This is a genomic window from Nonomuraea sp. NPDC050451 (assembly GCF_044458585.1).
Genome location: NZ_JBITHZ010000001.1, coordinates 440607 through 466648 on the forward strand (window position 1 = coordinate 440607; position 26042 = coordinate 466648).

The 26042-nt window shown below is 71.0% G+C and carries 24 protein-coding genes; 9 read left to right on the top strand and 15 right to left on the bottom strand.

Going from position 1 to position 26042, the window contains the following annotated elements; translation table 11 throughout:
• Positions 1–9: 9 nt before the first annotated feature.
• Together ACIBI9_RS01925 and ACIBI9_RS01930 are read right to left on the bottom strand one after the other, a co-directional pair.
• The gene (locus ACIBI9_RS01925) at positions 10–1599 is read right to left on the bottom strand and encodes a thiamine pyrophosphate-binding protein (protein WP_397220038.1); all 1590 of its coding nucleotides are present in this window, start codon (positions 1597–1599) and stop codon (positions 10–12) included.
• Between the two features lie 2 nt (positions 1600–1601).
• Positions 1602–2426: a type 1 glutamine amidotransferase domain-containing protein gene (locus tag ACIBI9_RS01930; RefSeq protein ID WP_397220039.1), complete on the bottom strand. Its 825-nt coding sequence runs from the start codon at positions 2424–2426 to the stop codon at positions 1602–1604.
• Positions 2427–2578: 152 nt separating this feature from the next.
• Between ACIBI9_RS01930 and ACIBI9_RS01935 the strand changes: the two genes are divergently transcribed.
• Positions 2579–4207 carry an FAD-dependent oxidoreductase gene (locus ACIBI9_RS01935; protein ID WP_397220040.1) on the top strand — a complete coding sequence of 543 codons (1629 nt, stop codon included), beginning with the start codon at positions 2579–2581 and terminating at the stop codon, positions 4205–4207.
• Positions 4208–4210: 3 nt separating this feature from the next.
• Here ACIBI9_RS01935 and ACIBI9_RS01940 read toward each other — a convergent pair whose 3' ends face one another.
• The 7 genes from ACIBI9_RS01940 to ACIBI9_RS01970 all read right to left on the bottom strand — a co-directional run bounded on the left by ACIBI9_RS01940 (position 4211) and on the right by ACIBI9_RS01970 (position 13077).
• Complete coding sequence (locus tag ACIBI9_RS01940) at positions 4211–5611, bottom strand: ATP-binding protein (protein WP_397220041.1); 1401 nt, start codon at positions 5609–5611, stop codon at positions 4211–4213.
• Positions 5590–6648, bottom strand: a complete 1059-nt coding sequence (locus ACIBI9_RS01945) for an IS701 family transposase (RefSeq protein WP_397220042.1) — start codon at positions 6646–6648, stop codon at positions 5590–5592. Before ACIBI9_RS01945 ends, ACIBI9_RS01940 begins: the two co-directional genes overlap by 22 nt.
• A 130-nt stretch (positions 6649–6778) precedes the next feature.
• Positions 6779–8359: a GMC family oxidoreductase gene (locus tag ACIBI9_RS01950; protein WP_397220043.1), complete on the bottom strand. Its 1581-nt coding sequence runs from the start codon at positions 8357–8359 to the stop codon at positions 6779–6781.
• 11 nt (positions 8360–8370) lie between these two features.
• A complete protein-coding gene (locus ACIBI9_RS01955) occupies positions 8371–9876 on the bottom strand; it encodes a GMC family oxidoreductase (protein WP_397220044.1) in 1506 nt (501 codons plus the stop codon).
• A complete protein-coding gene (locus tag ACIBI9_RS01960) occupies positions 9876–10568 on the bottom strand; it encodes an EthD domain-containing protein (protein WP_397220046.1) in 693 nt (230 codons plus the stop codon). The genes ACIBI9_RS01955 and ACIBI9_RS01960 overlap by 1 nt, the downstream gene beginning before the upstream one ends.
• 120 nt (positions 10569–10688) lie before the next feature.
• Positions 10689–12308 carry an FAD-binding oxidoreductase gene (locus tag ACIBI9_RS01965; protein WP_397220047.1) on the bottom strand — a complete coding sequence of 540 codons (1620 nt, stop codon included), beginning with the start codon at positions 12306–12308 and terminating at the stop codon, positions 10689–10691.
• 166 nt (positions 12309–12474) lie between these two features.
• Complete coding sequence (locus tag ACIBI9_RS01970; protein ID WP_397220048.1) at positions 12475–13077, bottom strand: TetR/AcrR family transcriptional regulator; 603 nt, start codon at positions 13075–13077, stop codon at positions 12475–12477.
• A gap of 79 nt (positions 13078–13156) precedes the next feature.
• Here ACIBI9_RS01970 and ACIBI9_RS01975 point away from each other — a divergent pair, with 79 nt between their 5' ends.
• Positions 13157–13993 (top strand): NAD(P)H-binding protein, encoded by an 837-nt coding sequence (locus ACIBI9_RS01975; protein ID WP_397220049.1) that lies wholly within the window; start codon positions 13157–13159, stop codon positions 13991–13993.
• A gap of 26 nt (positions 13994–14019) precedes the next feature.
• Entirely contained in the window at positions 14020–14865 is an 846-nt protein-coding gene (locus tag ACIBI9_RS01980) for an alpha/beta fold hydrolase (RefSeq protein ID WP_397220050.1), read from the top strand.
• On the opposite strand, the gene nadA is transcribed toward ACIBI9_RS01980, so the two are convergent.
• A complete protein-coding gene (gene nadA / locus ACIBI9_RS01985) occupies positions 14862–16013 on the bottom strand; it encodes a quinolinate synthase NadA (protein WP_397220051.1) in 1152 nt (383 codons plus the stop codon). The two genes, ACIBI9_RS01980 and nadA, sit on opposite strands and share 4 nt — an antisense overlap.
• A gap of 165 nt (positions 16014–16178) precedes the next feature.
• Between nadA and erpA the strand changes: the two genes are divergently transcribed.
• The gene (gene erpA, locus ACIBI9_RS01990; RefSeq protein WP_192792115.1) at positions 16179–16532 is read left to right on the top strand and encodes an iron-sulfur cluster insertion protein ErpA; all 354 of its coding nucleotides are present in this window, start codon (positions 16179–16181) and stop codon (positions 16530–16532) included.
• A 98-nt stretch (positions 16533–16630) separates the two neighbouring features.
• Entirely contained in the window at positions 16631–17617 is a 987-nt protein-coding gene (locus tag ACIBI9_RS01995; protein ID WP_397220052.1) for a carbohydrate kinase family protein, read from the top strand.
• Positions 17618–17681: 64 nt separating this feature from the next.
• On the opposite strand, the gene ACIBI9_RS02000 is transcribed toward ACIBI9_RS01995, so the two are convergent.
• From ACIBI9_RS02000 to ACIBI9_RS02010, 3 genes are all read right to left on the bottom strand, one after another.
• Positions 17682–18116: a CBS domain-containing protein gene (locus ACIBI9_RS02000; RefSeq protein ID WP_397220053.1), complete on the bottom strand. Its 435-nt coding sequence runs from the start codon at positions 18114–18116 to the stop codon at positions 17682–17684.
• Positions 18117–18179: 63 nt separating this feature from the next.
• Entirely contained in the window at positions 18180–18425 is a 246-nt protein-coding gene (locus tag ACIBI9_RS02005) for a sulfurtransferase TusA family protein (RefSeq protein ID WP_344985357.1), read from the bottom strand.
• Entirely contained in the window at positions 18422–19564 is a 1143-nt protein-coding gene (locus ACIBI9_RS02010; RefSeq protein ID WP_397220054.1) for a cysteine desulfurase family protein, read from the bottom strand. Before ACIBI9_RS02010 ends, ACIBI9_RS02005 begins: the two co-directional genes overlap by 4 nt.
• Before the next feature lie 310 nt (positions 19565–19874).
• Between ACIBI9_RS02010 and ACIBI9_RS02015 the strand changes: the two genes are divergently transcribed.
• From ACIBI9_RS02015 to ACIBI9_RS02030, 4 genes are all read left to right on the top strand, one after another.
• Positions 19875–20537, top strand: coding sequence for a cytochrome c oxidase subunit II (locus ACIBI9_RS02015; protein ID WP_397220056.1), 663 nt, complete (start codon positions 19875–19877; stop codon positions 20535–20537).
• Positions 20534–22198, top strand: a complete 1665-nt coding sequence (gene ctaD / locus ACIBI9_RS02020) for a cytochrome c oxidase subunit I (protein WP_397220058.1) — start codon at positions 20534–20536, stop codon at positions 22196–22198. The genes ACIBI9_RS02015 and ctaD overlap by 4 nt, the downstream gene beginning before the upstream one ends.
• A complete protein-coding gene (locus tag ACIBI9_RS02025) occupies positions 22198–22611 on the top strand; it encodes a cytochrome c oxidase subunit 4 (RefSeq protein ID WP_397220059.1) in 414 nt (137 codons plus the stop codon). The genes ctaD and ACIBI9_RS02025 overlap by 1 nt, the downstream gene beginning before the upstream one ends.
• 210 nt (positions 22612–22821) lie before the next feature.
• A complete protein-coding gene (locus ACIBI9_RS02030; RefSeq protein ID WP_397220060.1) occupies positions 22822–24024 on the top strand; it encodes an Ig-like domain-containing protein in 1203 nt (400 codons plus the stop codon).
• A gap of 402 nt (positions 24025–24426) precedes the next feature.
• On the opposite strand, the gene trpD is transcribed toward ACIBI9_RS02030, so the two are convergent.
• A complete protein-coding gene (gene trpD, locus ACIBI9_RS02035; RefSeq protein ID WP_397220061.1) occupies positions 24427–25473 on the bottom strand; it encodes an anthranilate phosphoribosyltransferase in 1047 nt (348 codons plus the stop codon).
• 6 nt (positions 25474–25479) lie between these two features.
• Complete coding sequence (locus ACIBI9_RS02040; RefSeq protein WP_397220821.1) at positions 25480–25878, bottom strand: hypothetical protein; 399 nt, start codon at positions 25876–25878, stop codon at positions 25480–25482.
• Between the last annotated feature and the right edge of the window lie 164 nt (positions 25879–26042).

Here is a 26042-nt window from a genome sequence, read left to right on the forward strand (position 1 = left end):
GTGTACCTCTCAGGTGGTAATCAGATCGACGAGGAACGGCCCCGGCGTCGCCAGCATCCGCTGGACCGCCGCCTCCACCTGGGCGGGCTTGCTCACCTTGACGCCGGGGACACCCAGGCTCGCGGCCAGCTTCACGAAGTCGATCTGGGGGTGGGACAGGTCGAAGCCCTGGGGGTGGGGGTGCGCGGCGATGCCGCGCTCGCGCCAGTACTGTTCGAGGTTGTCGTCGAGCAGCTGGTAACGGCGGTTGTCGCAGATCACGAAGCGGGCGGCCACGCCGTACCTGACGGCGGTCCACAGGGCCTGGATGGTGTACATGCTGCCGCCGTCGCCGGTGAAGGCCACCACCTCGGCCTCGGGGCGGGCCAGCTTGATCCCGATGGCGCCGGGGATGCCGACGCCGAGCGAGCCGCCCCTGGTCTGGAAGTAGGTGCCGGGCAGGCGCGGCGGGAGCCGCCTGAGGAGCGCGGGGGAGGAGGTCAGCGCCTCGTCGAAGACCACCAGCCTGTCGCCGGCCCGGGCGGCCAGCTCGCCGGCGAACAGGTCCGTCATGGTCTCGCCGTACACCTCGGCCGGCTCGCGGGCGGGCTCGGGGCGGGCGGGGCCGAGCAGGCGGGCCAGCGCCGCGAGGGTCGGCTTGGGGTCGGCGACGAGCGCGACGTCGGCCGGCAGGTTCTTGGCGATCTCGTAGTCGTCCAGGTCGATGTGGACGATCTTCGTCGCCTCCGGGAAGGGGCTGGTCAGCAGCGGGAACACCTCGGGGAAGAGGTACGTCCCGACGACGAGCACGGCGTCGGCCCCGGCCAGCGCGGCGGCGCTGTGCTCGCCGAACATGTGCCCGAGGTCGCCCCGGTGGAGCGGGTGGGTGGTGTCGATGGTCAGCTCCGAGGAGTTCACCGTCCACACCGGGGCGCCGAGCGCTTCCGCCACCCTGGCCAGCTCCTCCTGCGCGCCGGACACCGAGACCCCGTCCCCGGCCAGCACCACGGGCCGCCGGGCGGCGCGCAGCACCGCCGCGGCCCGCGCCAGCTCCTCCGGCACGGGCACCGTCGCCCGGCTGGGGATCGTGCTGGCCACGGCGGGCTCGTCGGTGTCCTCGTCGAGCACGTCCATCGGCAGTGCCACGAAGACCGGCCCGCGCGGCGGCGTCATCGCGATCTTGACCGCGCGCCGCAGCACCCTCAGCACCGAGCCCGGGTGGGTCACCCTGGTCGCGTACTTGGTCACCGGCCGGGCCATCGCGACCAGGTCCACCGCCATCTGGCCGTCCAGCGCCTCGTACCGCACCCCTGCCTCGCCGGCGATCACCACCAGCGGCGAGTGGCCGCGCTTGGCCTGGTAGAGCAGGCCGACGCCGTTGCCGAGGCCTACCCCGCTGTGCAGCTGGACCAGCGCGGGCCCGGCGGTGGCGCGGGCGTAGCCGTCGGCGATGCCGAGCGCCGCCGACTCCTGCAGCGCCAGCACGTACCGGAAACCCGGCGTGTCCTCCAGCGCGTCCAGGAACCCCTGCTCCACGGTCCCCGGGTTGCCGAACATCACCGAGATGCCGTCGGCCGCGAACTGCTCGAAGATCGCCTGCTTGCCGGGTCGGGTGGCCATGGTCACCAGCCGTAGCGGCGCAGGCCGGACTCGAGCACCTCGACCAGCTTCTCGCCGGACAGGTACGAGTCGGGGGTCGAGCGGCCCGTCACGAACGGGTGGTCGACGATCACCGACGTCTCCTTGCCCACGTTGCCGTGGTAGCGGCCGTCGGGCGCGGTGGCGTCGCGCAGGATGTACTCAAGCGGGTACGGCGGCGGCCCCATGTTGAAGTCGACCCCCAGGAAGCCCGTGCCGTCCTTGTAGTCGTACTCCTTGCAGTGGCCCGTCACGTGCTTGCCACGCAGGATGCTCGTACGGTCCTCCCAGTCGCGGGCGAAGGCCAGGCAGGCGACGCCGTAGCACTCGGCGAGCACCGGCTTGTCCGCCCGGACGAAGGCGAGGATCAGGTCGTGCACCCGGCCGTTGTTGGCCAGGTCCACGATCGGGCCGCTGCCGCCCACGAGGACCAGGGCGTCGTACTCCTCGATGTCCCGGTCCAGCCGGGCGAGCTCCCGGTAGTAGGCCTCGACCTTGCGGAGGTATCCGTCCTCGCTGTTGTAGGGGCGGTCGGGGATCCACTCGGCGAGGCTGGCCGGGGCGTCCAGCCGGTCCGACTCGTCCAGCTGCCTGGCGGCCACGGCCACCTCCGGCGTGGTCACGGAGCGGCCCAGCGGCGGATCCACGTACCCGGGGTCGAGACTGGGCGGCAGTGCCCGCGCCCGCTTGCCGGTGGGGGTGGCGAACACGCTCCGGTAGCCCTGCCGGTCGAAGGCGGCCAGCGGGCCGACGAGTTCCTCTCCCCAATATCCGTACTCGGAGAGAACAATAAGAATGGTGCGCGTCATGCGTGGATTCAAACAACGAGCGGTTTTCCGGGACAAGCCCGGCCCGCCTATTCCGTCAAGTCCATAAAATTCGCCGGCACTTCGTCAGGTGCCGGGGGCGGCCGCGTGGAAAATGACGAAACAATGGTCGCAGCCGATTCTGGAGGGTTGTGATGCCCGAGCAGCGGCGGCCGGTTCTGCTGGCCGTGGACGACGACGACCACGTGCTCCGCGCGGTGCGGCGCGATCTGTCCCGCGCCTACCAGGAGCGCTACCGGGTGGTGGCGTCGAGGTCGCCGGTGGAGGCCATGCGGATTCTCGACCGGCTGCGCGAGCGGCGTGAGGAGGCCGCGCTGATCCTCTCCGACCAGCGCATGCCCGAGATGACCGGGATCGAGTTCCTGGTGGAGGCCGGCCGGCGCTTCCCCGCCGCCCGCCGCGTGCTGCTGACGGCCTACGCCGACACCAGCGTCGCCATCTCGGCGATCAACGAGGTGCGGCTCGACCACTATCTCGTCAAGCCGTGGGAGCCGCCGGAGGAGCGGCTCTACCCCGTGCTCGACGACCTGCTGTCGGACTGGGAGTCCGCCCACGAGCCTCCCTACCAGGGCATCCGCCTGGTCGGCCACCGGTTCGCGCCCGCCACGCACCGGCTGCGCGACCTGCTCACCCGCTACCGCCTGCCGTTCAGGTTCGAGGAGGCGGAGGCGGGCGACCCGGGGGCGCCCGAAGTCGTGCTGCCCGACGGGCGCCGGCTGGCCCGCCCCGGGCACGGCGAGGTGGTGGCGGCCCTGGGCCTGGCGACGGAGCTCAGCCACCCGCACTACGACGTGGCGATCGTCGGAGGCGGCCCGACCGGGCTGGCCGCGTCGGTCTACGCCTCGTCCGAGGGGATGGCGACGCTGCTCATCGAGGCGTACGTCCCGGGCGGCCAGGCCGGCACCTCCAGCCGGATCGAGAACTACCTCGGCTTCCCGTCCGGCATCTCCGGCGTCGATCTGACCAACCGCGCCATGGCGCAGGCCCGCAGGTTCGGCGTGGACGTGCTGGCCCCGGTCGAGGCCAGGCGGCTGAGCCGGGCCGGCCGGGCATGCGTGCTGAACCTGTCCGACGGCAAGGAGATCACCGCCGCCACCGTGCTGCTGTCGCCGGGCCTGTCGTACCGCGGTCTCGACGCCGAGGACGCGGCCCGCTTCGAGGGGGCCGGCATCTACTACGGCGCGGCCCTGTCGGAGACCGAGTCATGCGTGGGGCGGCACGTGTGGGTCGTGGGCGGCGCCAACTCCGCCGGCCAGGCGGCGCTGCACTTCTCCCGGCACGCCTGCCACGTCACCATGGTGGTGCGCGCGGACAGCCTGGCCAGCGCCATGTCCGCGTACCTGGTGGACGAGATCGCCGCGACGGGCAACATCACGGTCATGACGAACACCCGCGTGGTCGCCGCCGACGGCGCGGACCGGCTGGAGCACATCACGCTGCGCGACACCCGCAGCGGCGGGCTGACCACGCGGGAGGCCGAGCACGTCTTCGTCTTCATCGGCGCCAGTCCGCGCACCGAGTGGCTGGACGACCTCGTGCGCAGGGACGCCAACGGCTTCCTGCTGACCGGCCCCGACCTCGGCCCGGTGGCCGGGCTGGCCAGCTGGGACCTGCCACGGCCGCCGCTGCTGCTGGAGACGAGCGTGCCGGGCGTGTTCGCGGCCGGCGACGTGCGCGCCAACTCCGTCAAGCGGCTGGCCTCGGGCGTCGGCGAGGGCGCCATGGCGGTGTCGATGATCCACCGCTACCACTCGGAGAGCTGACCCTTACCCGGGGCCCCGGGCCAGCGGCAGCCGCACCACGAACCGCGTGTCGCCCGGCCGCGAGTCGACCTCCATCGAGCCGCCGTGCCGCTGCGCCACGATGTCCATGCTGACGTGGAGCCCGAGACCGGTCCCCTTGCCCAGGTCCTTGGTGGTGAAGAAGGGCTGGAACACCATCGGCAGCGCCTCGGCGGGGATGCCGTGGCCGGTGTCGCGGAACTCCACCACGGCGTGGTCGCCCTCCCGCCTGGTGCTGATCGTCAGATCGCCCTGGCCGCCCATGGCGTCCACGGCGTTGTCGATGAGGTTGGTCCAGACCTGGTTGAGCTCGCTGGGGAAGGCCTGGAGGTCGGGGACGCCGCCGTATTCGCGGCGTACGCGGATGTTGCGCAGCTTGGGCGCCATGAGGGCGAGCGTGGCATCCAGCCCCTCGCGCAGGTCGGCGTCCCGCTGGGGCGCGCGGTCCAGGTTCGTGTAGGCCGAGGTGCGCCGTACCAGCTCCACCACCCGCTCGGACGCCTCGGCCGCGTCGCCGGCGAGCGTCCGGATGCGCAGCACCGGCACCAGGTACGCCAGCGCCGCGGCGAGGGCGCCCGGCCGCAGCCCGGCGGCCAGCTCGTCGAGCTCGGCACGGTCCACACCGTGCTCGGCGAGGTCGTCGGTCAGCTCGACGGCCTGATCGAGGCCGTGTTCGCGGAGCCAGTCGGCGACGTCGTCGGCCGCCTCCGCCTCGGCCAGCGGGTCCAGCGCGGCCCCGGAGCCCAGCCGGTCCTGGAACCGCGCGACGAGCCGCACCTCGGCCTCCTCGCCCGTGCGCCCCCACTCGACCGCGGCGGCGGCCAGCCGGGGCGGGAGGTCGCGCAGCTCGCGCGTGGCCCGCAGGGCGGCCGCCGCCGGGTTGTTCAGCTCGTGGGCCAGGCCGGCCGCCAGCATGCCCAGCCCTTCCAGCATGCGGCTGCGCCCGGCCTGGCGCTCCATGGCGTTGATGCGCCCGGCCAACACCGGCAGCAGCACCCGGCAGACCTGCGGGCAGCGCTCCAGCATGTCGAAGAACGCGTCCTTGCCGTAGGCCACGACCCGCGCCGGCCCCACGGCCAGCGCGGTGGCCAGGTACTCGTCGCTGGTGAGCAGCGGGAGCTCGCCGATGAACTGGTGCTCCAGCACGTCGCCGAGGTGCCGGGCGAGCACCTGCTCCCGCCCGCCGACCAGCTTCGAGACCACGATCTCGCCGTCCAGCAGGACGTAGAAGGCGTCGGCCGGCGCGCCCTCGACGAACAGCGCCTCCCCGTCGACGAGCTCCCTGACGGTCCCGGCGCACGCGAGCCAGTCGAGCTGCTCGTCCGACAGCCCGGAGAACAGCTCGATCTCGGCGAGCCGGTCGGTCAGCCATGCGGGCGCAGGCACAGTTCCTCCGCCTCCCGTCCGTCCAGGCCGCGCAGCAGCCGGTAGGCGTGGGCGACCGACACCAGCGTGACGTGGTGGTGCCAGCCCTGGAAGGAGCGGCCCTCGAAGTGCTGCAGGCCGGACTCGGCGGCGACCGACGCGAGCACGGCCGCCGCCCTGTTGCGCAGCCCGACCAGCCCCGCCAGGTCGGCCACCCGGTTGCGGCCCAGGTCGGTCAGCCACATCGCCCGCGCCCCCGAGCGCGGATACCACCGGCGGCCCGGCGCCGGCGGCCGCGGGCCCGCCTGCCCCTGCACCACCTGCAGCCGGGGCCGTAACGGCTCCAGCACCGGGCGGGCGGGCAGGCCGGCCCCGCCGGCCGGCAGGGTGCCGGGGGAGACGCGGACGAGGTAGGGCAGCCCGCGCTCGGCGAGCCCGGCGAGGAGGAGCTCCACGCCGGGCATCGACCTGCCGTCCACCACGATGGGCGCCGGAGGCAGCCCCCAGTCGACCACCATCTCGTCGACGGCCTGCAGCAGGTGCCGCCAGTGCGGCCGGCTGCGCTCGTGGGCCGGCACGCGCGCCCGGCTGCGCAGGCCGTCGTCCTCGTCCCACGAGCGGGGCAGCAGCAGCCGCCAGTTGACCGGGCAGCCGCCGTCCTCTCCCACCATCACGACCGACAGGCCGAGCTGGCAGTTGAGGAGGCGGCCCGCGGAGTTGGCGAACTGCCGCGCCACGCCCACCGACTTGGACCCGTTCTTCGGGAAGACGACCTCCTCCAGCACCCACGCCTTCGGCCGGATCGCCTCGGCGAGCAGCTGGGCCAGGCGCTGCCGTACGGGCGCCCAGTCCCAGGGGCTCTGGTTGATGAACTGCTGGAGGCACTGGTCGACGGGCCGCCCCACGACCTCGGTGGAGATCCGGCGGATCGACTTGCGGCCCGGGACGGAGACCAGGCCATGGACGTAGACCTCGCCCCATCGGCGCTGATCGGAACGGAGGAAGGACGCGAACAGGTCCTCACAGAAAGGAGAGAGCCAAATCTCTCGCGAATTCAAATCCGCGTATACGGTCATACGACCAACCCCTATAAATCGAACATCCCCCTTTCCTCGAATTATTGAAATGTTCCGGCCCGGCTGACAGGACGAGGTTGTGCTGGCACTCTCGCTTCTACTTATGGGACTTCTACCTATGGGAACGGACGAGGTCGGCCGCGCGCTCGCCGATCATCACGACCGTGGCGTGCGGGTGCGCGTTGACCAGCGAGGGCATGACGGAGGCGTCGGCCACGCGCAGCCCCTCCACGCCGCGCACCCGCAGCCGGGGGTCGACCACGGCCGAGGCGTCGGTGCCCATCCGGCAGGAGCCGGCGAAGTGGTAGTACGACCCGGTGTTGGCCTTCACCCAGGCCCGCAGCTCGTCGCGGTTGGTCACGCCGGGCCCTGGGGCGACCTCGGACAGCCCCCACCTGCCGGTGAACGCCTTGGTGCGGTAGACGTCCCTGGCGATCTCCACGGCGGTGACCGTGCGCTCCAGGTCGACCGGGTCGCCGAAGTAGTTGGCGTTGATCCGCGGGTAGGCGGTCGGGTCGGTGCCCGCCAGCCGTACCCATCCCCGTGAGACCGGCCCCACCAGGCCGGTCAGGCTGAGGATCACGTGCGGGTCCACCAGCTCCCGCACCGGCGCGACCGGCTGGCCGGTCTGCACGCGGCGGATGACGTTGGCGAAGAACTTCTCGCCGAACGGCGCGCGGTGCACCAGCGCGACCTCCAGGTCGGGGACGGGCAGCCCGTCCTGCGACCCGCAGAAGAGCGCGACCTCGGTCACGTTGCCGCGCGGGTCGTCGCCCGGCTCGGCCAGGTAGCCGATCGGCCCGATGACCAGCGGGTGGTCGTGGAAGTTGGCCCCGACCCCGGGCAGGTCGGCCACGACCGGGATGCCGAGTTCGGCCAGGTCGCCGGCCGGGCCCAGGCCCGACAGCAGCAGCAGCTTGGGCGACTGGATGGCGCCCGCGCACACCACCACCTCGGCCTCGGCCCGCGCCGTGTGCGTGCGGCCCTCGCGCAGGTACTCCACGCCGACGCAGCGGGTCCCCTTGAACAGCAGCCGTGCCGCGAGGGCCGCGCTCAGCACGGTGAGGTTGGGCCGGTCGAGCGCGGGATCGAGGTACGATTCGCGGGCGCCCCGGCGCCGGCCGTCCTTGATGTTCACGTGGTGCCAGCCCGCGCCGAACAGGCCCGCGTTGAAGTCGTCCAGGCGCGGATGGCCGAGCTCGACGCAGGCCTCGATGAACGTCTCCGACACCGGGCTGCCCGTCTCGGCCGCGTCGGCCACGGTCATCGGACCGTCCTTGCCGGCCAGCGGGTTGTGCCCGTCGCGCTGGTCCTCCAGGCGCTGCAGCCACGGCAGCACGTCGTCGAAGGACCAGCCGGGACACCCGTGGTAGGCCCAGTCGTCGTAGTCCTGCGGGCGGCCCCTGGTGTGCATCATGTGGTAGATGTTCGAGGTGCCGCCCAGGCCCCGACCGGCGGCCGAGTAGACGCGGTTGCCGTCCAGACCGGGCTGGGGCTCGCTCATGTACGCCCAGTCCAGGTCGGTCAGCAGCACCTCGTTCCACCGCCACGGCGTCGTGACCGCGTCGGTGACCTGTGCGTCGCCCGCCTCCAGGAGCAGCACGGAGGTGTCGGGGTCCTCGCTGAGCCGGGCGGCCACCACCGATCCGGCGGCGCCGGCGCCGATGACGATGTACCTGTAGGTGTCTGGCACGGTCGGCTCCTTCATGTCAGCAGGTCGGCCGCGCGCTCCCCGATCATGACGGTGGCGGCGGCGGTGTTGCCCGCGGGGATGGACGGCATGATCGAGGCGTCGGCGACGCGCAGCCGCTCGATCCCGTGCACGCGCAGCGCCGCGTCGACCACGGCCAGCGGGTCGCTTCCCATGCGGCAGGTGCCCACCGGATGCCACACGGTGGTCGCGGTGGCGCGGACGTAGGCGGGCAGGTCGGCGCCGTGGCCGGGCGCGCTCTCGCGGTCGTGCAACGAGCACATCGCGCTGCCGTGCGCCAGTTCCCTGGACAGCTCGATCCCGCGCACGAGGGCGGCCAGGTCGGCCGGGTCCTCGAGGTAGCGGGGATCGACCAGGGGCGCGTCGGCGGGGTCCGCCGACCGCAGGGCGAGCCTGCCCCTGCTGCGCGGCCGCGCGAGCACGGGGGCGAAGGTGAAGGCGGGCCCGTCGACGCGGTACTCGTCGGCCACGAACTGCACGGGGCCGAACAGCATCTGGAGATCGGGGTCGTCCGGCGGGAACAGCCCCACCTCCGCCAGCAGCTCGGACAGCGGCAGGACCGACCGCGCGGCGTAGGCCACGCCGAGGATGAGGTGGTCGTGCAGGTTGGCGCCGACGCCGGGCAGGTCGGCGGCGACCGCGAACCCGTGCTCGCGCAGGGCATCGGCCGGGCCGATCCCGGAGAGCATCAGCAGCTTGGGCGTGGCGAGCGCGCCGCAGGAGACGATCACCTCGGCGCTCGCCTCGGCGCGGTGGACGGCGCCGTCGCGCAGGTACTCCACGCCCGTGGCCGTCGTGCCGTCCAGCAGCACGCGGGTCGCCGTCGCGCCGGTCTCGACGGTGAGGCGGGGATGCCCGCGCAGCGGGTCGAGGTAGCCGAACGCCGTGCTCGAGCGCTGGTTGTCCTTCGTCCTGGTGGACTGGTAGGTGAAGGCGCCCTCCTGCGCGGCCCCGTTGTAGTCCCAGTCCTCTCCGCCGGGGAAGCCCAGCTCGTCGGCGGCCCTGAGGAAGGCGCGCGACACCTCCGACATCGCGGACAGGCGGGCCACCTTCATGGGCCCGTCCGCCCCGTGGTACGGCCCGGCGCCGTCCTCGAAGTCCTCGGCCCGCTTGAAGCAGGGCAGCACCTCGTCGTACGACCAGCCCTCGTTGCCCTGGGCGGCCCAGCCGTCGTAGTCGCGGCGGTTGCCCCGGACGTACAGCATGGCGTTGACCGAACTGCCGCCGCCCAGCACCTTGCCCTGGGGCAGTGGGATCGTCCGCCAGCCCAGCCCGGCCTGCGGGACCGTGACGTACGGCCAGGTGACGGCGGGGTCCTGCCACAGCGAGGCCATGCCCGGGATGCCGGTCTGGCGGATGGCCGCCAGACCGGCGTCGCCGCCGGACTCCAGCAGGAGCACGCGCGCGTCGGTCCGCTCGACGAGCCTGGCGGCGACGACCGCCCCGGCCGCGCCGGCGCCCACGACGATGTACTCGTATCCCTGGTCACCGGCGGACATCAGCGGCTCTCCGGTCCGATGACCCAGTGCTCGGTGACGGCCAGCCGGTGCACGTACCTCGGTTCGACCAGCGTCTCCATGTCGGCCACGACCTTGGCGTACTCAGGCGAGGCGAGCGCGGCCTCCATGGCGTCCCTGTCGTCGAACCACAGGAGGTGGGCGGCGTCGAGCACCGCCTCGCCGATGGCGTACGCGCCGTCCCTGACGTGGCACTGGAGGTACCGGCGCAGCCCCGGCACCTGCGCGACCAGTTCGGCGTGCGGGCCGAGATCGGCACTTCTGAAGTCGGCCAGCGGCAGCCCTTCCTTCCGCTTGACCAGCACGATCAGCTTCACGCCCGACGGCGGGGCGAGCTCGGGTCCCGGCACCAGCTCGTGCGCGTCGGTGTCGAGCACGACCGTGCGCCAGAACGCCGCCCAGCGCGGCTCGTCGACCCGCGCGCCCTCCAGGAACTCGGGCGTCTGCAGCGACTCGAGCTGCTCCCGCTCGTCGCGCAGCCAGATCTCGGCGACGCCGCTCCACAGCGGCTCGCCCTCGTCGGGCGACAACGGGATCCGGGTGTCGATCAGGTACTTCCTGATCTGCGGGATCTTGCTCGCGTACCGGACGGCGTGCACGTTCAGCCAGTACTGCTGGAACTCCTCCTCCGTCATCCCGGGCTTGGGCGCGGCGAAGATGAGTTGATGGATCACGGTGTTCTCCTCCGTCACTCGGTGTGCTCGACGCTAGGAGCGCGCATCGGCGCCGGGAAGCGAGCGCGGCGGCGGCGCGCTGACAAAGTCAAGTAGGGCGGGGCACTTGGCCAGGTGCCGCTACGGCAGCGAGACCGACTGCGCGTGCCGGAAGACGTCGCGGGGGTCGTAGGCCGCCTTGACCTGCTGGAGCCTGGCGTAGTTGCCCTTGTAGTACAGCGTCTGCCAGGGCACGCCCGAGCGGTTGAACGCGGGGTCGGTGATGTCGGGGTCCGGGTTGTTGACGTAGCAGCCGTCGGCCTGGTCGCCGGGCACCGGGTAGCCGCCGGTGGCCGCCCATACCGAGCCGTACAGGTCGCGCAGCCAGCCGATGTTGGCGGCGTCGGCGGCCGGGTCCTGCCACTGGGTCTCGAACAGCGTCCAGAACGCGGCGTCGCGGTGCGCCAGCGCGGTTCGCGTGGCGGGGACGGCGTTGATCGCGCCGCCGCTGAACCCGGCCAGGGTCACCGCGGCCGCCGGGTTGGCGAAGTCCGTACGGGTGAGCGCGTCGTACATCGCGCCCGCCTGCTCGGCCGTGTACGAGCGCCGCAGGTAGGCCGACTTGGAGGAGCCGCGCAGCGTCGGGTTGATGAACGAGGGGATGCTGGCGGCGATCAGCTTGACCGCGCGCAACCATGGGAGCCGCTGCGCCGGCTGGGCCGCCACCACGGCGTCGGCGCCGAGTCCGGCGGTCAGGGCCCCGAGGTAGTCGCCGAGGATCCGCGCCGCGCCGGGGGCGGTGGCGTCGACCTGGGTCAGCAGGAAGACGTTCCCGCTCGAGCGGTGCGCCAGCGACGCGACGCCGGACAGGATCCTGGCGGGGGAGTCGGGCGCGGCGTGCCCCTCGTACCAGGAGCCCCAGTTCGTGACCAGGGTGGCGAACTTCGTGCGGTCCAGCATGCTCCACGGGATGCCGACGGCGCTGAGCAGCACGTCCTTGGGCGGGTTGACGAGCAGGCGGCTCGGGTTGGCGCCGCTCGCGCCCGGCGTGCGGAACCAGAAGCGGGTGACGATGCCGAAGTTGCCGCCTCCGCCGCCGGCGCACGCCCACCACAGGTCGCGGTCGGGATCGGCCGGATCGCGCGAGGCCGTCACGGCGCGGGCGGTGCCCGAGCGGTCCACGACCACGACCTCGACCGCCGCCAGGTGGTCGATCACGGCCCCGAACTGCCGGGACAGGAAGCCGTACCCGCCGCCGGTGGCGTGGCCGCCGATGCCGACCGTGGGGCACATCCCGCCAGGAATGGTCACGCCCCACTTCTTGAACAACGTGTCGTAGACGCCCGACAGCCGGGCGCCGCCCTCGACCGCGAACGCGCCCCGCTGCTGGTCGAAGTACACCTCGTCCAGCCCGGACAGGTCGATGACGACGTCCACGTCGGGGTTGAACACGAACGGGGCCAGGCAGTGGCCGCCGGACACCACCGAGATCCGCTTGCCCGCGTCGACCGCCTCCTGCACCGCGGCGACGACCTGGGCGGTCGAGCTGACCACGCGCACATAGTCGGGCGCGCCGACCCAGCGCTGGTTGTAGCCCACGGTGAGCTCCTGGTAGCGGGGGTCGCCCGGGTACACGGTGACCGGCCCAGTGATCGGCCCACCGGATGACGCGGCGGCTCGGGCGGGGGACGCGGACAGCGTCGCGGCACCCGCCACCAGCGCGGCGCCGCCCAGTAATCCCCGCCTCGACGGACTTTCCATGATGGCTCCTCCGGAGGGTGATCGTCAGGACACCCTCATGGTGTCCCGGCCTCCTGCGGATGCCGCGAAAAAGGATCGGAGTCCGTTACCTCTGGCCGCCCACCTCACGAAGAGCGCGGCGGACGACACGAAGTACGTGCTCGGCGGGGGTTGGCGCGGTGGGCCTTCAGCCGACGGGGGTCTCGGGCAGGGAGTCGAGCCAGTCGAGCAGGCGGGCGCCCTGGCGGGTCATGACGTCGGGGTCGCGCAGGGCGTTGGCCAGCAGGGACATGCCCTGGTAGGCGCCCACCAGCGTCAGGGCGAGGTCCCAGGGGTCGGGCCGGCCGAGCTCGCGGAACTGGCGCTCGACCCAGTCCAGCAGCAGCCGGATGACGCGGCCGGCCTCGGCGTCCAGGCCGCCCTCGGGGCGTTTGTCCAGCTCCGCGGCGAGCGTCCCGGTCGGGCAGCCGTAGCGGGCCGCGAGGTCGCGCTGGCTGACCCACCCTTCCACGAGGGTCTTCAGCCGCTCCCTCGGGTCGTCGAGCTCGTCCAGGCGGCCGGTGAGGAGCTCCAGCTGCCGCGCGTGCTCGGCGAGGGCGGCGGCGACCAGGTCGTCCTTGGTCTTGAAGTAGTAGTACACGTTGCCCACGGGGACGTCGGCGGCGTGGGCGATGTCGGCGATGGTGGTGCGCTCGGCCCCCTGCCGGTGCACGACCTGGGCGGCGGCGGCCATCAGCCGCCGGCGCTTGGCGGCGGCGGTCCTCGCCCGCGAACCCGTTGAGTCAGTCACCTGACTAACTATAGGCGGCCCGGTCGTGCTATGGTCTCCCACAAGTGAGTCAGTCAACTAACTAACAACGGGAGAGATCATGATCGTTGTCACGGGCGCCACGGGGAACGTCGGGCGGACGCTGGTCCGGCTGCTGGCCGAGGCGGGGGAGCAGGTCACCGCCGTGTCCCGCCGCATCACCGACGCCGACGTGCCGCAGGGCGTGCGCGCGGTGGCCGCCGACCTGGCCGACCCCGGCAGCATGAGCGCGGCGCTGGAGGGCGCGGACGCGCTGTTCCTCCTCACGAGCGGCGACCTGTTCGCCAGGGAGCCCAAGGAGATCGTCGCCGCGGTGAGCGGGCCGGGCAGGGTCGTCCTGCTCTCCTCGCAGGGCGTGGTGACCCGCCCGGACAGCGCGTCCCACGGCCGCTTCGGAGCGGAGGTGGAACGCGCGGTCATTAACTCGGGGGTGCGATGGACGATCCTTCGGCCGGGCGGATTCGCCTCCAACAGGTACGCCTGGGCCGGGTCCATCCGTGCGAACCGCACGGTCGCGGCGCCGTTCGGCGACGTCGGGCTGCCGATCATCGACCCCGACGACATCGCCGCGGTGGCCGCCGCCGTGCTGCGGGAGCCGGGCCACGACGGCCGCACCTACGAGCTCACCGGGCCCGAGCCGGTGACCCCGCGGCAGAACGCCGAGGCCATCGCCCAGGCGATCGGCGAGCCGGTCACGTTCGTCGAGCAGACCCGGGAGGAGGCCCGCGCGCAGATGCTGGCGTTCATGCCCGCGCCGGTCGCGGACACCACGCTGGACATCATCGGCGAGCCCACCGAGGCCGAGCGGCGGATCAGCCCGGACGTCGAACGCGTGCTCGGCCGGGCCCCTCAGCCGTTCGCCGCCTGGGCCCGGCGCAACGCCGCCGCCTTCCGCTGAGCCGCGCCGCGAGGGATCATGCTCAGGTGGGCGAGACAGTCGTGACCGATGACGGCGTGCGGCTCTGGGCGGTGCGGAGCGGCGAAGGCCGCCCCGTCGTCTTCTGCCACGGCGGGCCGGGCCTGTGGGACACCTTGGAGGACGTGGCCGCCCTGCTGTCCGGCGTCGCGGCCGTCCATCGATGGGACCAGCGCGGCTGCGGCCGCTCCCAGCGGCTCGGCCCGTACTCGGTGGCCCGGACGGTGGCGGACCTCGACGCCGTCCGCCACCACTTCGGCCTGGAGGCGATGGTGCTGCTCGGCCACTCGTGGGGCGCCCAGCTGGCCCTGCGCTACGCCCTGGAGCACCCGGATCGCGTACGCGGGCTGGTCTACGTCTCCGGCACGGGCATCGACCCGGGCCACACCTGGCGCGAGGAGTACCACCTCCGCCTGCGCGACGCGGTGGGCGAGCACGTGGAGCGCTGGGCGGCGCTGGAGAGCCGCGAACGCACGGCCGCCGAGGACCGTGAGTTCGCGGTGCTGCAGTGGTCGGCGGACTTCGCCGACCGCGGCCGGGCCATGGAGCACGCCGACCGCATGGCGACGCCCTGGCTCGGCGTCAACTTCGAGTGCAACGCCACCATCAACGCCGTGAACAGGCGCGACTGGGGCACACCGGCGTTGAAGGCCGCCTGCGCGGCGCTGGCGGTGCCGGCGCTGATCGTCGACGGGGCCGAGGACATCCGGCCCCGCCGGGCGGTGGACTCGCTGGAGCGGGCGCTGCCGTACGCGTCGCGGGTGACCCTGCCGGGCGCCGGTCACCTGCCCTGGGTCGAGGACCCGGAGGGTTTCCGGGCCGCGGTGAGCGCGTTCGTGGCCCGCGTGGGTTAGGGGAGGGCGAGCATGCGGTCCAGGGCCACCCGGGCCCAGTGGGCGGTGTCCTCGTCCACCGTGATCTGGTTGACGACCTCCCCGAGCACCAGGGACTCCAGGGCCCACACCAGGTGCGGCAGGTCGATCCGGTTCATGGTCGAGCAGTAGCACACCGTCTTGTCCAGGAACGAGATGCTCTTGTCGGGGAACGCCTGCGTCAGCCGCTTGACCAGGTTCAGCTCGGTGCCGATCGCCCAGCTGGAGCCCGCGGGGGCCGACTCCAGGGTCTGGATGATGTGCTCGGTCGAGCCCACGTGGTCCGCCTTGAGCACGACCTCGTGGCGGCACTCCGGGTGCACCAGGACGTTCACGCCGGGGATGCGCGAGCGCACGTCGTCGACCGACTCCGCCGTGAAGCGGCCGTGCACCGAGCAGTGGCCGCGCCAGAGGATCATCCTGGCCCGCTCCAGCTGCTCCTGGGTGAGGCCGCCGTTGGGGCGGTGCGGGTTCCAGACGACGCAGTCCTCCAGGGACATGCCCATCTCCAGCACCGCCGTGTTGCGGCCGAGGTGCTGGTCGGGCAGGAACAGGACCTTCTCGCCGCGCGAGAACGCCCAGTCCAGGGCGCGGCGGGCGTTGGAGGAGGTGCAGACCGCGCCGCCGTTCCTGCCGCAGAAGGCCTTGATGTCGGCGCTGGAGTTCATGTACGTGACCGGGATCACCTGATCGGCGAGGCCGGCGTCCTCCAGGGCCTCCCAGCACTCCTCGACCTGGTCGAACGTGGCCATGTCCGCCATCGAGCAGCCGGCCGCCAGGTCCGGCAGCACCACCCTCTGGTGGTCGCCGGTCAAAATGTCGGCCGACTCGGCCATGAAGTGCACGCCGCAGAAGACGATGAACTCCGCCTCCGGCCTGGCCGCCGCAAGCCGGGCAAGCTTGAACGAGTCGCCCGTGACGTCGGCGAACTGGATGACCTCGTCGCGCTGGTAGTGGTGCCCGAGCACGAACAGCCGGTCGCCGAGCGCCTCCTTCGCCTTGCGGGCCCGTTCCACCAGGTCGGGGTCCGAGGCGGGCGGCAGCTCGCCCGGGCACTCGACCCCCTTCTCGCTGTGCGGATCGGCGCCCTGGCCGAGGACGAAGAGCGGCAGCCCAGTCTGGGTGGCCATGGCCAAACCCCCTTATCGTCGAAGTGACGATACTCATCATGACATATGGGGGATACCTACTTATTCCGGGGGGCGGCAGCCCTGGGAATGTGTGGCATGGGCCAGGTGTTGGTAGCGTCATTAGTAGGACGTCGGAAACAGACAGCCGGGTTAGGGAGTCAGCAGATGACGGTTGAGAGCAGCGAGACCACGGCGCAGGGCCTGATCCTGACCGACGCGGCCGCCGCCAAGGTCAAGAGCCTGCTCGAGCAGCAGGGTGAGGAAGGTCTGCAGCTGCGGGTCGCCGTGCAGCCTGGTGGTTGCTCCGGCCTGCGCTACCAGCTCTTCTTCGACGACCGGTCGATGGACGGCGACGTGGTGTCGGACTTCGGGGGCGTCAGCGTGGTCACCGACCGCATGAGCGCTCCGTACCTCATGGGGGCCTCGATCGACTTCGTCGACACGATCGAGAAGTCGGGGTTCACCATCGACAACCCCAACGCCACGGGCTCCTGTGCCTGTGGTGACTCCTTCAACTAGTCGGTGGCCGCCGGGTCCCGCTCGCCTTTGTGCGCGCGGGACCTTCGCGTATTCTCGTGGGGCTCATAGGCCTGCTGACAACGAGGAAGAAGAATCCCGTGCGCATCGCCGTTACCGGCTCAATCGCGACAGACCACCTGATGACCTTCCCAGGAAGCTTCGGCGATCAGCTCATCGCCGAGCAGCTCGATCGGGTGTCACTCTCGTTCCTGGTGGATGACCTTCAGATCCGTCGTGGCGGATGCGCCGCGAACATCGCGTTCGGCATGGCCTGCCTCGGCCTCAAGCCGATCCTCGTGGGAGCCGTCGGCAACGACTTCGCCGACTACCGCTCGTGGCTGGAGCGCCACGGCGTCGACTGCGACTCCGTGCACATCTCGGAGACCCAGCACACCGCGCGTTTCCTGTGCACCACCGACCAGCACCACAACCAGATCGCCTCGTTCTACACCGGGGCCATGGCCGAGGCCCGGCTGATCGAGCTGCAGCCCGTCGCCTCCCGGCTGGGCGGCCTCGACCTGGTGCTGATCAGCCCCAACGACCCCGACGCGATGCTGCGCCACACCGACGAGTGCCGCCAGCGCGGCATCCCGTTCGCCGCCGACATCTCCCAGCAGCTCGCGCGCATGGCGGACGAGCAGATCCGCCAGCTCGTCGACGGTGCCGCCTACCTCTTCTCCAACGACTACGAGAAGGGGCTCATCGAGCAGAAGACCGGCTGGTCCGACGAGGAGATCCTGCACCGGGTCGGCGTCCGCGTCACCACGCTCGGCCCCAAGGGCGCCGTCATCGACCGCAGGGGCGAGCCGTCCATCCACGTCGCCCCCGCCCCCGAGCGGGGCAAGGCCGACCCCACCGGCGTGGGCGACGCCTTCCGCGCCGGGTTCCTGTCGGGGCTGGCCTGGGGGCTGCCCCTGGAGCGCTGCGGCCAGATCGGCAACCTGACGGCCACCCACGTGCTCGAGCGCGTCGGCGGCCAGGAGTACGAGCTCGGTCAGCAGGTCTTCCTCGAGCGGTTCGGCGCCGCGTACGGCAGCGAGGCCACGGCGGACATCGCCGAGCACGTGCGCTGCTACCACCCGTAGGCACCGCTCGGCCGCCCCGGCCCGGTGTAAGCGGCCGGGGCGGCCTCGGGCCGTCCCGTACGGCTCAGCCCCTCGCGTAGACGTGGTGCATGAACTCGGCGAGCTTGTCGTCCGGCAGGTGCTTGGCGAGGTCCGCCTCGGAGATCATGCCGACGATGCGGTTGTCCGACAGCACCGGCATCCGCTTGATCTGGTGCTGCTCCATCAGCGTGAGCGTCTCGTCCACGGACGTGTCCGGGGTGACGAAGACCAGGCCCCCGGCCAGCTCGCCCGCCGTCGTCCTCGACGGGTCGTGCCCCGACGCGATGCACTTGATCACGATGTCGCGGTCGGTGATGATGCCCTTCACCCGCTCGTCGGGGCCGCACACGGGCAGTGCCCCCACGTTCATGTTGCGCATCAGCTGAGCCGCCCGGTCGAGCGTCTCGTGCGCGCCGATGCACTCGGCACCCGGATGCATCACGTCACGGGCGGTCTCGTGCGGATGTTCTCTGGTCATGGCTTTCCCCCGAAAGTCGGTGACTTCGTACGGGAAGCCCCTACCCCACTTTCGGGGGGAATGTCAGTAGTTGCGCCGGACGTGGATGGCCCAGCCGCCCCCGGGCAGCTCGTACGAGCCGACGTGCCGGTGCGACTTCAGCCTGCACCACGCCGGCACGTCCGTGTACGCCGCGGGATCGTCGGCCAGCACGGCCACCACCGCGTTGAGCGGGACGTAGTTGATCTGCTCCGCCAGCATGATGATCGGGATCGGGCACTTCTTCCCGAGCGCGTCGATCGTCAAAGCCGGCTGGGTAACCTCGGTCATGCGACTCCTGCGTCCTGCCGGATGCGGCGCACCAGATCGGGCAGCACGGCGAGGAATCTGTCGACCTCCGCCGCGGAGGCGCCCCTGGGCAGCGACACCCGGACATTGCCATGCGTCAGCACGCCCATCGCTTCAAGAACGTGCGATGGACGAAGCGTACTAGCGGTGCACGAGCTTCCTGACGAAACAGCGAAACCGGCCTTGTCCAGCTCGGTCAGCAAAGCCTCGCCGTCGACGTACAGACACGAAAAGGTCACGATGTGCGGCGCCCGGTCGACCGGGTCGCCGATCACCTCGACGTCCGGGACGATCTTCGGCACCGTCTCCCTGATCCTGGCCACGAGCTCCGACAGCCGCGCCTGCTCCTGCGCGGCATCGGCGGCCATCGCGCGCAGCGCGGCCGCCGCCGCGACGATGCCGGGCACGTTCTCGAACCCCGGCACCCGCCGCCGTTCCCGCTCGTCTTCGGGCAGGAACGAGCGGAACCGTGTGCCCTTGCGCACCACCAGCACGCCCACTCCCGCGGGGCCGCCCCACTTGTGGGCGCTGGCCGTCAGCACCGACCAGCCGGGCGGGATCGGCATCCTGCCGGCCGTCTGCGCCGCGTCCACCAGCAGCGGAACCCCGTGGGAGCGGCACGCCGCGGCCGCCTCCGCCACCGGCTGCACCGTGCCGACCTCGTGGTTGGCCGTCTGCAGGCAGGCCAGCGCGGTGCCGGGACGGGCGACCGCCTCGGCGAACCGGTCGAGATCCACCCGCCCTGTCAGGTCCACGCCCACCGTCTCGGTCGTGCCTCCGTCGCGTTCGTGCACGCCGGCGGCGTGCAGCACGCTGGAGTGCTCGACGGCGCCGGTGACCAGGTGGCGCCCGGCCCTGCGTCTGCCGTGTAGGGTGCCGAGCACGCCGAGATGCACGGCCTGCGTGCCCGACGATGTGAACGACACCTCGTCCGGGCGCGCGCCGAGCGCCTCGGCCACCTCCGTGCGGGCCTGTTCCAACAGCAGGTGCGCGCGGCGGGCCTGGCCGTACAGTCTCGCGGGGTCGGCCCAGCCGACGTCGATCGCCGCCAGCAGCGCCTCGCGTGCCTGAGGGTGGAGCGGCTCGCTCGAAGCCGCGTCGAAATACGCCACGAGACTCATCGTCCCACTTGCGGCGCCATCGAGGGGTCGCGCGGTAGGGCGAGGCACCTGCACGCTAATGTGTCTGCAATCAGCTGTGCATCTGGAAATAAGAGCGCCCAAGAGAAAGACTCTTGGGCTTCATCTGTGGGGTAGGCGATCCGTGAGTCCGACTCGCCGTACGACGCGGCGTTCGTTGGCCCGGCGCAGGGTGCCGCGTGCCGCCGCTTTGGCGTTGCTGCTGGCCACTGCTACGGCGTGTGCTAATGACGTTCCGAAGGCCGACTGGTCTCGTGGCCTTCTTCCCGACCATGTCACCGAGCAGGCGGGCGTGGTCCAGAGTCTGTGGAACGGGGCCTGGATCGCCGCACTCGCCACGGGCGCAGTCGTCATCTTCCTGATCGTGTGGGCGGCCATCTTCCACCGCAAGCGGAAGTCCTCGGCCGATCTCCCTCCGCAGGTGCGTTACAACCTGCCGATCGAGATGCTCTACACCTTGATCCCGCTCGTCATGGTGTCGGTGTTCTTCTTCTTCACCGCGCGTGACAGCGAGGTGCTGACCAAGGTGGACGGCGACGCGACCGTCAAGGTCAAGGTCGAGGCCTTCCAGTGGAGCTGGCGCTTCACCACCACCGTCAACGGCAAGACGCTGGCCCCCGTCGCCGGCGTGCCGGTGAGCGACTACCACAAGGGGCCTGAGCTGGTCCTGCCGACGAAGACGAAGGTCGAGTTCGATCTGTCGACCGACGACGTCATCCACTCGTTCTGGGTGCCGGAGTTCCTGTTCAAGCGGGACGTCATCCCCGGCATCAAGGAGGGCAACCCGGGCCGCACGTTCCAGATCACCACGCTGGACCGCACGGGCACCTTCGCCGGCCGGTGCGCTGAGCTCTGCGGTGTCGACCACAGCCGCATGCTGTTCCGGGTGAAGCTCGTCCCGCAGCAAGAGTTCGACCAGTACATCGCGACCCATCAGGCTGGGAGTGCCCAGTGACCGCCATTCATGAACCCCTCCGCGCGCCGCTCAGGCCCGTCACCAAGGGCCAGGTGATCGCCAAGTGGCTGTCCTCCACTGATCACAAGATCATCGGGCACCTCTATCTGATCACGTCCTTCGCCTTCTTCCTGATCGGCGGCGTCATGGCGCTGATCATGCGGGCCGAGCTGGCCCAGCCGGGCATGCAGTTCACCAGCAACGAGCAGTTCAACCAGCTGTTCACCATGCACGGCACGATCATGCTGCTGATGTTCGCGACGCCGCTGTTCGCCGGCTTCGCCAACGAGCTGATGCCGCTGCAGATCGGCGCCCCCGACGTGGCGTTCCCGCGCCTCAACATGGTCAGCTACTGGCTCTACCTGTTCGGCAGCCTCATCGCCGTGTCCGGCTTCTTCACGCCGGGCGGCGCGGCCTCGTTCGGCTGGTTCGCCTACACGCCGCTGTCCAACGCGATCAACTCGCCCGGCATCGGCAGCGACCTGTGGATCATGGGCCTGGCCCTGTCCGGCCTCGGCACGATCCTCGGCTCGGTGAACTTCATCACCACGATCATCTGCATGCGCGCGCCCGGCATGACCATGTTCCGCATGCCGATCTTCACCTGGAACGTCCTGCTGACCAGCATGCTCGTGCTGATGGCCTTCCCCGTGCTGGCCGCCGCGCTGCTCGTGCTGGAGTCGGACCGCAAGCTCGGCACGCACGTCTTCGCCTCCGACAACGGCGGCGCGCTGCTCTGGCAGCACCTGTTCTGGTTCTTCGGCCATCCCGAGGTGTACATCATCGCGCTGCCGTTCTTCGGCATCGTGAGCGAGGTCCTGCCGGTCTTCAGCCGCAAGCCGATCTTCGGTTACATCAGCCTCGTGGTCGCGACGATCTCGATCGCCGGTCTGTCCATCACGGTCTGGGCGCACCACATGTTCCCGACCGGGCAGGTGTTGCTGCCGTTCTTCTCGTTCATGACATTCCTCATCGCGGTGCCGACAGGCGTGAAGTTCTTCAACTGGATCGGAACGATGTGGCGAGGGCATCTGTCCTTCGAGTCGCCGATGCTGTTCTCGGTCGGCTTCCTCGTCACCTTCCTCCTCGGCGGCCTGACGGGCGTCATCCTGGCCTCGCCGCCGCTCGACTTCCACATCAGTGACACCTACTTCGTCGTCGCCCACTTCCACTACGTGGTCTTCGGCACCGTCGTGTTCGCCATGTTCGCGGGCTTCTACTTCTGGTGGCCCAAGTTCACCGGCAAGATGCTCGACGACAAGCTGGGCAAGCTGCACTTCTGGCTGCTGTTCATCGGCTTCCACACGACGTTCCTCATCCAGCACTGGCTGGGCATGGTGGGCTTCCCGCGTCGTTACGCCGACTACAGCCCGGCCGACGGCTTCACCGACCTCAACATGATCTCGTCGGTGGGCGCATTCATTCTGGGCGCCTCGACGCTGCCGTTCTTCTACAACGTCTGGAAGACCTGGCGCAGCGCGCCCAAGGTCACCGTCGACGACCCCTGGGGCTACGGCGGCTCGCTCGAATGGGCGACCTCCTGCCCGCCGCCGCGGCACAACTTCACCTCGCTGCCGCGCATCCGGTCCGAGCGCCCCGCGTTCGACCTGCACTACCCGCACGTGTCCGCCAAGCCGACGGCATCGGAGGTCGAGGCCTGATGAAAGTACAGGGTTGGCTGTTCCTGGCGTGCGGCCTGTTCTTCGCCGGTGTCGACGTCGCCTACTGGTTCTGGACCAAGGCGGCGACGGGCCAGGGTGAGCCGGTCGGCACCACGGCCATGGCGATCTCGGTCGGGTTCGCGTTCATGGTCGGCTACTACCTGATGTTCACCGCGCGGCGCATCGGCGACCAGCCGGAGGACAACAAGCAGGCCGACATCAGCGAGGGCGCGGGCGAGATCGGGTTCTTCAGCCCGAGCAGCTGGTGGCCGCTGTTCCTGTGCCTGGCGGCGGCCTTCGCCTTCGCCGGGTTCGTGATCGGCTTCTGGATGTTCCTGATCGGGCTCTTCCTGGTCATCATGGCCATGGTCGGCTTCGTCTTCCAGTACTACCGGGGCAACTTCTCGCACTGACCCGGGCTGCCTGAGCGGGCGTCTCCCTTGAGGGGGGACGCCCGTTTTTTTGTGTTCTTTAACGGTGATCCGATGTGGTTATTCGATCACTGAGGGTAGTAATGAGAAGTCTGCTATGCGGACCGCCACTAAGGGCCTTTTCGGGCACAAGAGGGCGGTGAGCAGGCGGAGGCGGTCAAGGGGTTCGTTTGTCGGACGAGGGAGTCATACGTGGGGCGCGTAGCGAATGGATCGGCCGGCCTGCTGGCGCTGGCGCTGCTGGCGGCGTGCTCGGGGGCCTCGGCCCCGAAACCTCAGGGGGTCGCCATGGTCGGCGGGGCCCAGGGGCCCGCTGTGACGTTCTCTCCGCAGGACAAGTCCGCGAACGTACCCACAGACCAGCCTGTGGTCGTCTCGGCCCGTGGAGGCACGCTCAAGAGCGTACGGGTGGACGGCGGCAGGTCCGGCGCCCTCAAGGGCGTCCTGAGCGCCGACGGCACCAACTGGCGCAGCACCGTCACCGCCCGCCCCGGCACCAGTTACACGGTCACCGCCGTCTCCGCGGACGCCGCGGGCAAGCAGACCCAGACCACCAGCACGTTCTCCACGATCAAGGGCAACAAGACGTTCGACATCCAGACCATCACCCCGAACAAGGACGACACCGGGCTGACGGTCGGCGTCGGCATGCCCATCATGATCGCCTTCGACAAGCCGATCGCCGACCGGGTGTCCGTCGAACGCAATCTCACGGTCCGCAGCTCCAGGCCCGTGGAGGGCGCCTGGCACTGGTTCGACGACAGCCACGTGGACTTCCGGCCGCTGGAGTACTGGCCCGCGCACACGAAGGTGCGGCTGGAGGCGAAGCTGGCCGGCGTGCGCGGGGGCCCCGGCATGTACGGCAAGCGCGACGTACGGCTCGATTTCAAGATCGGCCGCTCGCAGATCACCAAGGGCAGCACCAAGGAGCACGTCCTGTACGTCCGGCGCGACGGCAAGAAGATCCGCGAGATGCCGATGAGCGCGGGGCAGGGCGGGCAGTGGAAGTACTACACCACCTCCGGCATCCACCTGGCGATGTCGCGGGAGCACGCCACGCTCATGACCTCGCCCGGGATCGGGCCCGGCCAGGCCGGCTACTACTCGCTGACCGTCTACCACACCGTCCGCATCTCCAACAGCGGCGAGTACGTGCACAGCGCGCCCTGGTCGGTGGGGTCGCAGGGGAACTCGAACGTCAGCCACGGGTGCGTGAACATCAGCCCGGCGAACGCCATCTGGTTCCTCAAGAACACGCTGATCGGGGACCCGATCATCATCACGGGGTCGCCGCGCAAGCTCGAGCCCACGAACGGGTGGGGTCATTGGCAGGAGGATTGGAAGCAGTGGCTGAAGTGGAGCGTGCTTAAGGACGGGCCGACCATCACGTTCTGATACCGATTCACGCCGCCGGCCGCGCCCGGAAGCGCCACGCCCCGACCCGCCACACTCGGGGCTGGACGCGCCCCGGGCGCCGTAGCCTCAGCGCGCGCTGAAGGCCCTGGGCGGGTGCGACGCGGGCCCAACCATGCCGCACCGACCCGCTCTCCGCGCCGCTGTGCGCGCCTCAGCGCCGCTGTGAGGGGTACGGGATCGCGGTGTGAGGGCGTGGGCGGGCTGCGACCTGCCGCTGCCGCCCGCCTCAGCGCTGCGGTGTCGTCCGAGTGGAGGGCCCGGCCGTCTGCGGGCGGTGTCGAGCGGACGGAGGGCGTACAGCCGCAGGGAGGCGCGCCCCGAGCGAGGGGAAGGGCCGGAGAGGGAGGCGCCCCAGGTGAGGGGCGCGCTCCGGAAGGGCGGTCAGGCGCCGTTGACGGAGGCGCTGACCGCGATCCAGCGGTCGAGGGTGGCGGCGGCGGCGCCGGAGTCGACGGCCTGGACCGCGCGGGCGTAGCCGTCGGTCATGGCGGCGTCGAGGTCGTCGCCCGGCCCGTTGAGGGCCACCAGGGCCGCGGCGGCGTTGAGCAGGACGGCGTCGCGCACCGGCCCCGTCTTCCCCTGCAGCAGGTCGTGCACGGCCTGGGCGTTGAAGGCCACGTCCCCGCCCCGCAGCGCGCCCACGTCGGCGCGCGGGATGCCGAGCACGGACGGGTCGAAGGTCGTCTGCGTGGCCGTGCCGTCCTTGACCACCCAGACCGTCGAGGTGCCCGCGATGGTCAGCTCGTCGAGCCCGTCGTCGCCGCGGAAGACCAGCGCGCTGACGCCGCGCTCGGCGAAGACGCCCGCCAGCACCGGCAGCATCTTGGCGTCGAAGACGCCGATGGCCTGGGCGGCCGGGCGGGCCGGGTTGGTGAGCGGGCCGAGGAAGTTGAAGATCGTGGGTACGCCGATCTCCTTGCGCGTCGGCCCGGCGAAGCGCAGCGCGGGGTGGTAGACCGGGGCGAAGCAGAACGCGATGCCCGCCTCCTCGGCCACCCGCGCCGTCTGCTCCGGCGTGAGGTCGAGCCGGATGCCCAGGTGCTCCAGGACGTCGGCGGCGCCGCACGAGGACGAGGCGGCGCGGTTGCCGTGCTTGACGACCCGGGCGCCCGCGGCGGCGGCCACGATGGCGGCCATCGTCGAGACGTTGACGGTGTGGGCGCGGTCGCCTCCCGTGCCGACGACGTCGACCACGGGCCCCTCCACGCTCAGCGGCGTGGCCAGGTCCAGCATGGTGCGGGCCAGGCCCACGACCTCGGCCACCGTCTCGCCCTTCGCGCGCAGCGCGATCACGAAGCCGGCGATCTGGGACGGCGTCGCGGCGCCGGACATGATCTCCCGCATCGCCCAGGCCGACTCGTCGGAGGTGAGGTGCTCTCCGGACAGGAGAGCGGACAGCAGGGTGGGCCAGGTCGTCCGGGAGTCCATGGGCACCTACTTAGCGTTGAGTCGGGTCGAGGAGCGGCGCCGCATGAGGTCGGCCACGGTGTCGGCCAGGACCATGGGCTCCAGCGGCTGCGGCACCACGGCGTCGGCCCTGGACCAGTCGGCCAGCCAGCGGTCGTCGCGCCTGGCGATGATCAGGCAGATGGGCGGGCAGTCGTAGACCTCGTCCTTGGCCTGGCGGGAGACGCCCATGCCACCCGCGGGCTGCGTCTCGCCGTCGAGGACGGCCACGTCGATCTCGCCCGAGCCCAGCCACTGGTGGACCTTGGGCTCGGTGGCGCATTCCACGATCTCCACGAGGGGTACGTCGGCGGCGGGGCGCCTGCCGATGGCCTGGATCACCTCGGCCCTGGTGGCGGCGTCGTCGCTGTAGACGAGGACCCTCATCGTGTCGTCGGTGCTCCCAGTGGACGTCACTGTCGCGCTCGCTATCCCTTGTATCTGTATGGTCACCTCGGATCGTACCGGTGCGCCGGTGTGCATTCCCAGGCCACCATGCCTGACAGGGGGTTTTGAGGCGATTATCCCAGGTTGCCTCCCGGTTTGTACCT

Excerpts from the sequence above, each read along its gene's own strand:
- nadA (WP_397220051.1), bottom strand. The coding sequence starts at position 16,013 with ATGGCCACCCAGACTGGGCTGCCGCTCTTCGTCCTCGGCCAGGGCGCC.
- ACIBI9_RS01930 (WP_397220039.1), bottom strand. The coding sequence starts at position 2,426 with ATGACGCGCACCATTCTTATTGTTCTCTCCGAGTACGGATATTGGGGA.
- ACIBI9_RS01975 (WP_397220049.1), top strand. The coding sequence starts at position 13,157 with ATGATCGTTGTCACGGGCGCCACGGGGAACGTCGGGCGGACGCTGGTC.
- ACIBI9_RS02025 (WP_397220059.1), top strand. The coding sequence starts at position 22,198 with ATGAAAGTACAGGGTTGGCTGTTCCTGGCGTGCGGCCTGTTCTTCGCC.
- ACIBI9_RS02005 (WP_344985357.1), bottom strand. The coding sequence starts at position 18,425 with ATGACCGAGGTTACCCAGCCGGCTTTGACGATCGACGCGCTCGGGAAG.
- ACIBI9_RS01935 (WP_397220040.1), top strand. The coding sequence starts at position 2,579 with ATGCCCGAGCAGCGGCGGCCGGTTCTGCTGGCCGTGGACGACGACGAC.
- trpD (WP_397220061.1), bottom strand. The coding sequence starts at position 25,473 with ATGGACTCCCGGACGACCTGGCCCACCCTGCTGTCCGCTCTCCTGTCC.
- erpA (WP_192792115.1), top strand. The coding sequence starts at position 16,179 with ATGACGGTTGAGAGCAGCGAGACCACGGCGCAGGGCCTGATCCTGACC.
- ACIBI9_RS02000 (WP_397220053.1), bottom strand. The coding sequence starts at position 18,116 with ATGACCAGAGAACATCCGCACGAGACCGCCCGTGACGTGATGCATCCG.
- ACIBI9_RS02010 (WP_397220054.1), bottom strand. The coding sequence starts at position 19,564 with ATGAGTCTCGTGGCGTATTTCGACGCGGCTTCGAGCGAGCCGCTCCAC.
- ACIBI9_RS02040 (WP_397220821.1), bottom strand. The coding sequence starts at position 25,878 with ATGAGGGTCCTCGTCTACAGCGACGACGCCGCCACCAGGGCCGAGGTG.
- ACIBI9_RS01925 (WP_397220038.1), bottom strand. The coding sequence starts at position 1,599 with ATGGCCACCCGACCCGGCAAGCAGGCGATCTTCGAGCAGTTCGCGGCC.
- ACIBI9_RS01965 (WP_397220047.1), bottom strand. The coding sequence starts at position 12,308 with ATGGAAAGTCCGTCGAGGCGGGGATTACTGGGCGGCGCCGCGCTGGTG.
- ACIBI9_RS01955 (WP_397220044.1), bottom strand. The coding sequence starts at position 9,876 with ATGTCCGCCGGTGACCAGGGATACGAGTACATCGTCGTGGGCGCCGGC.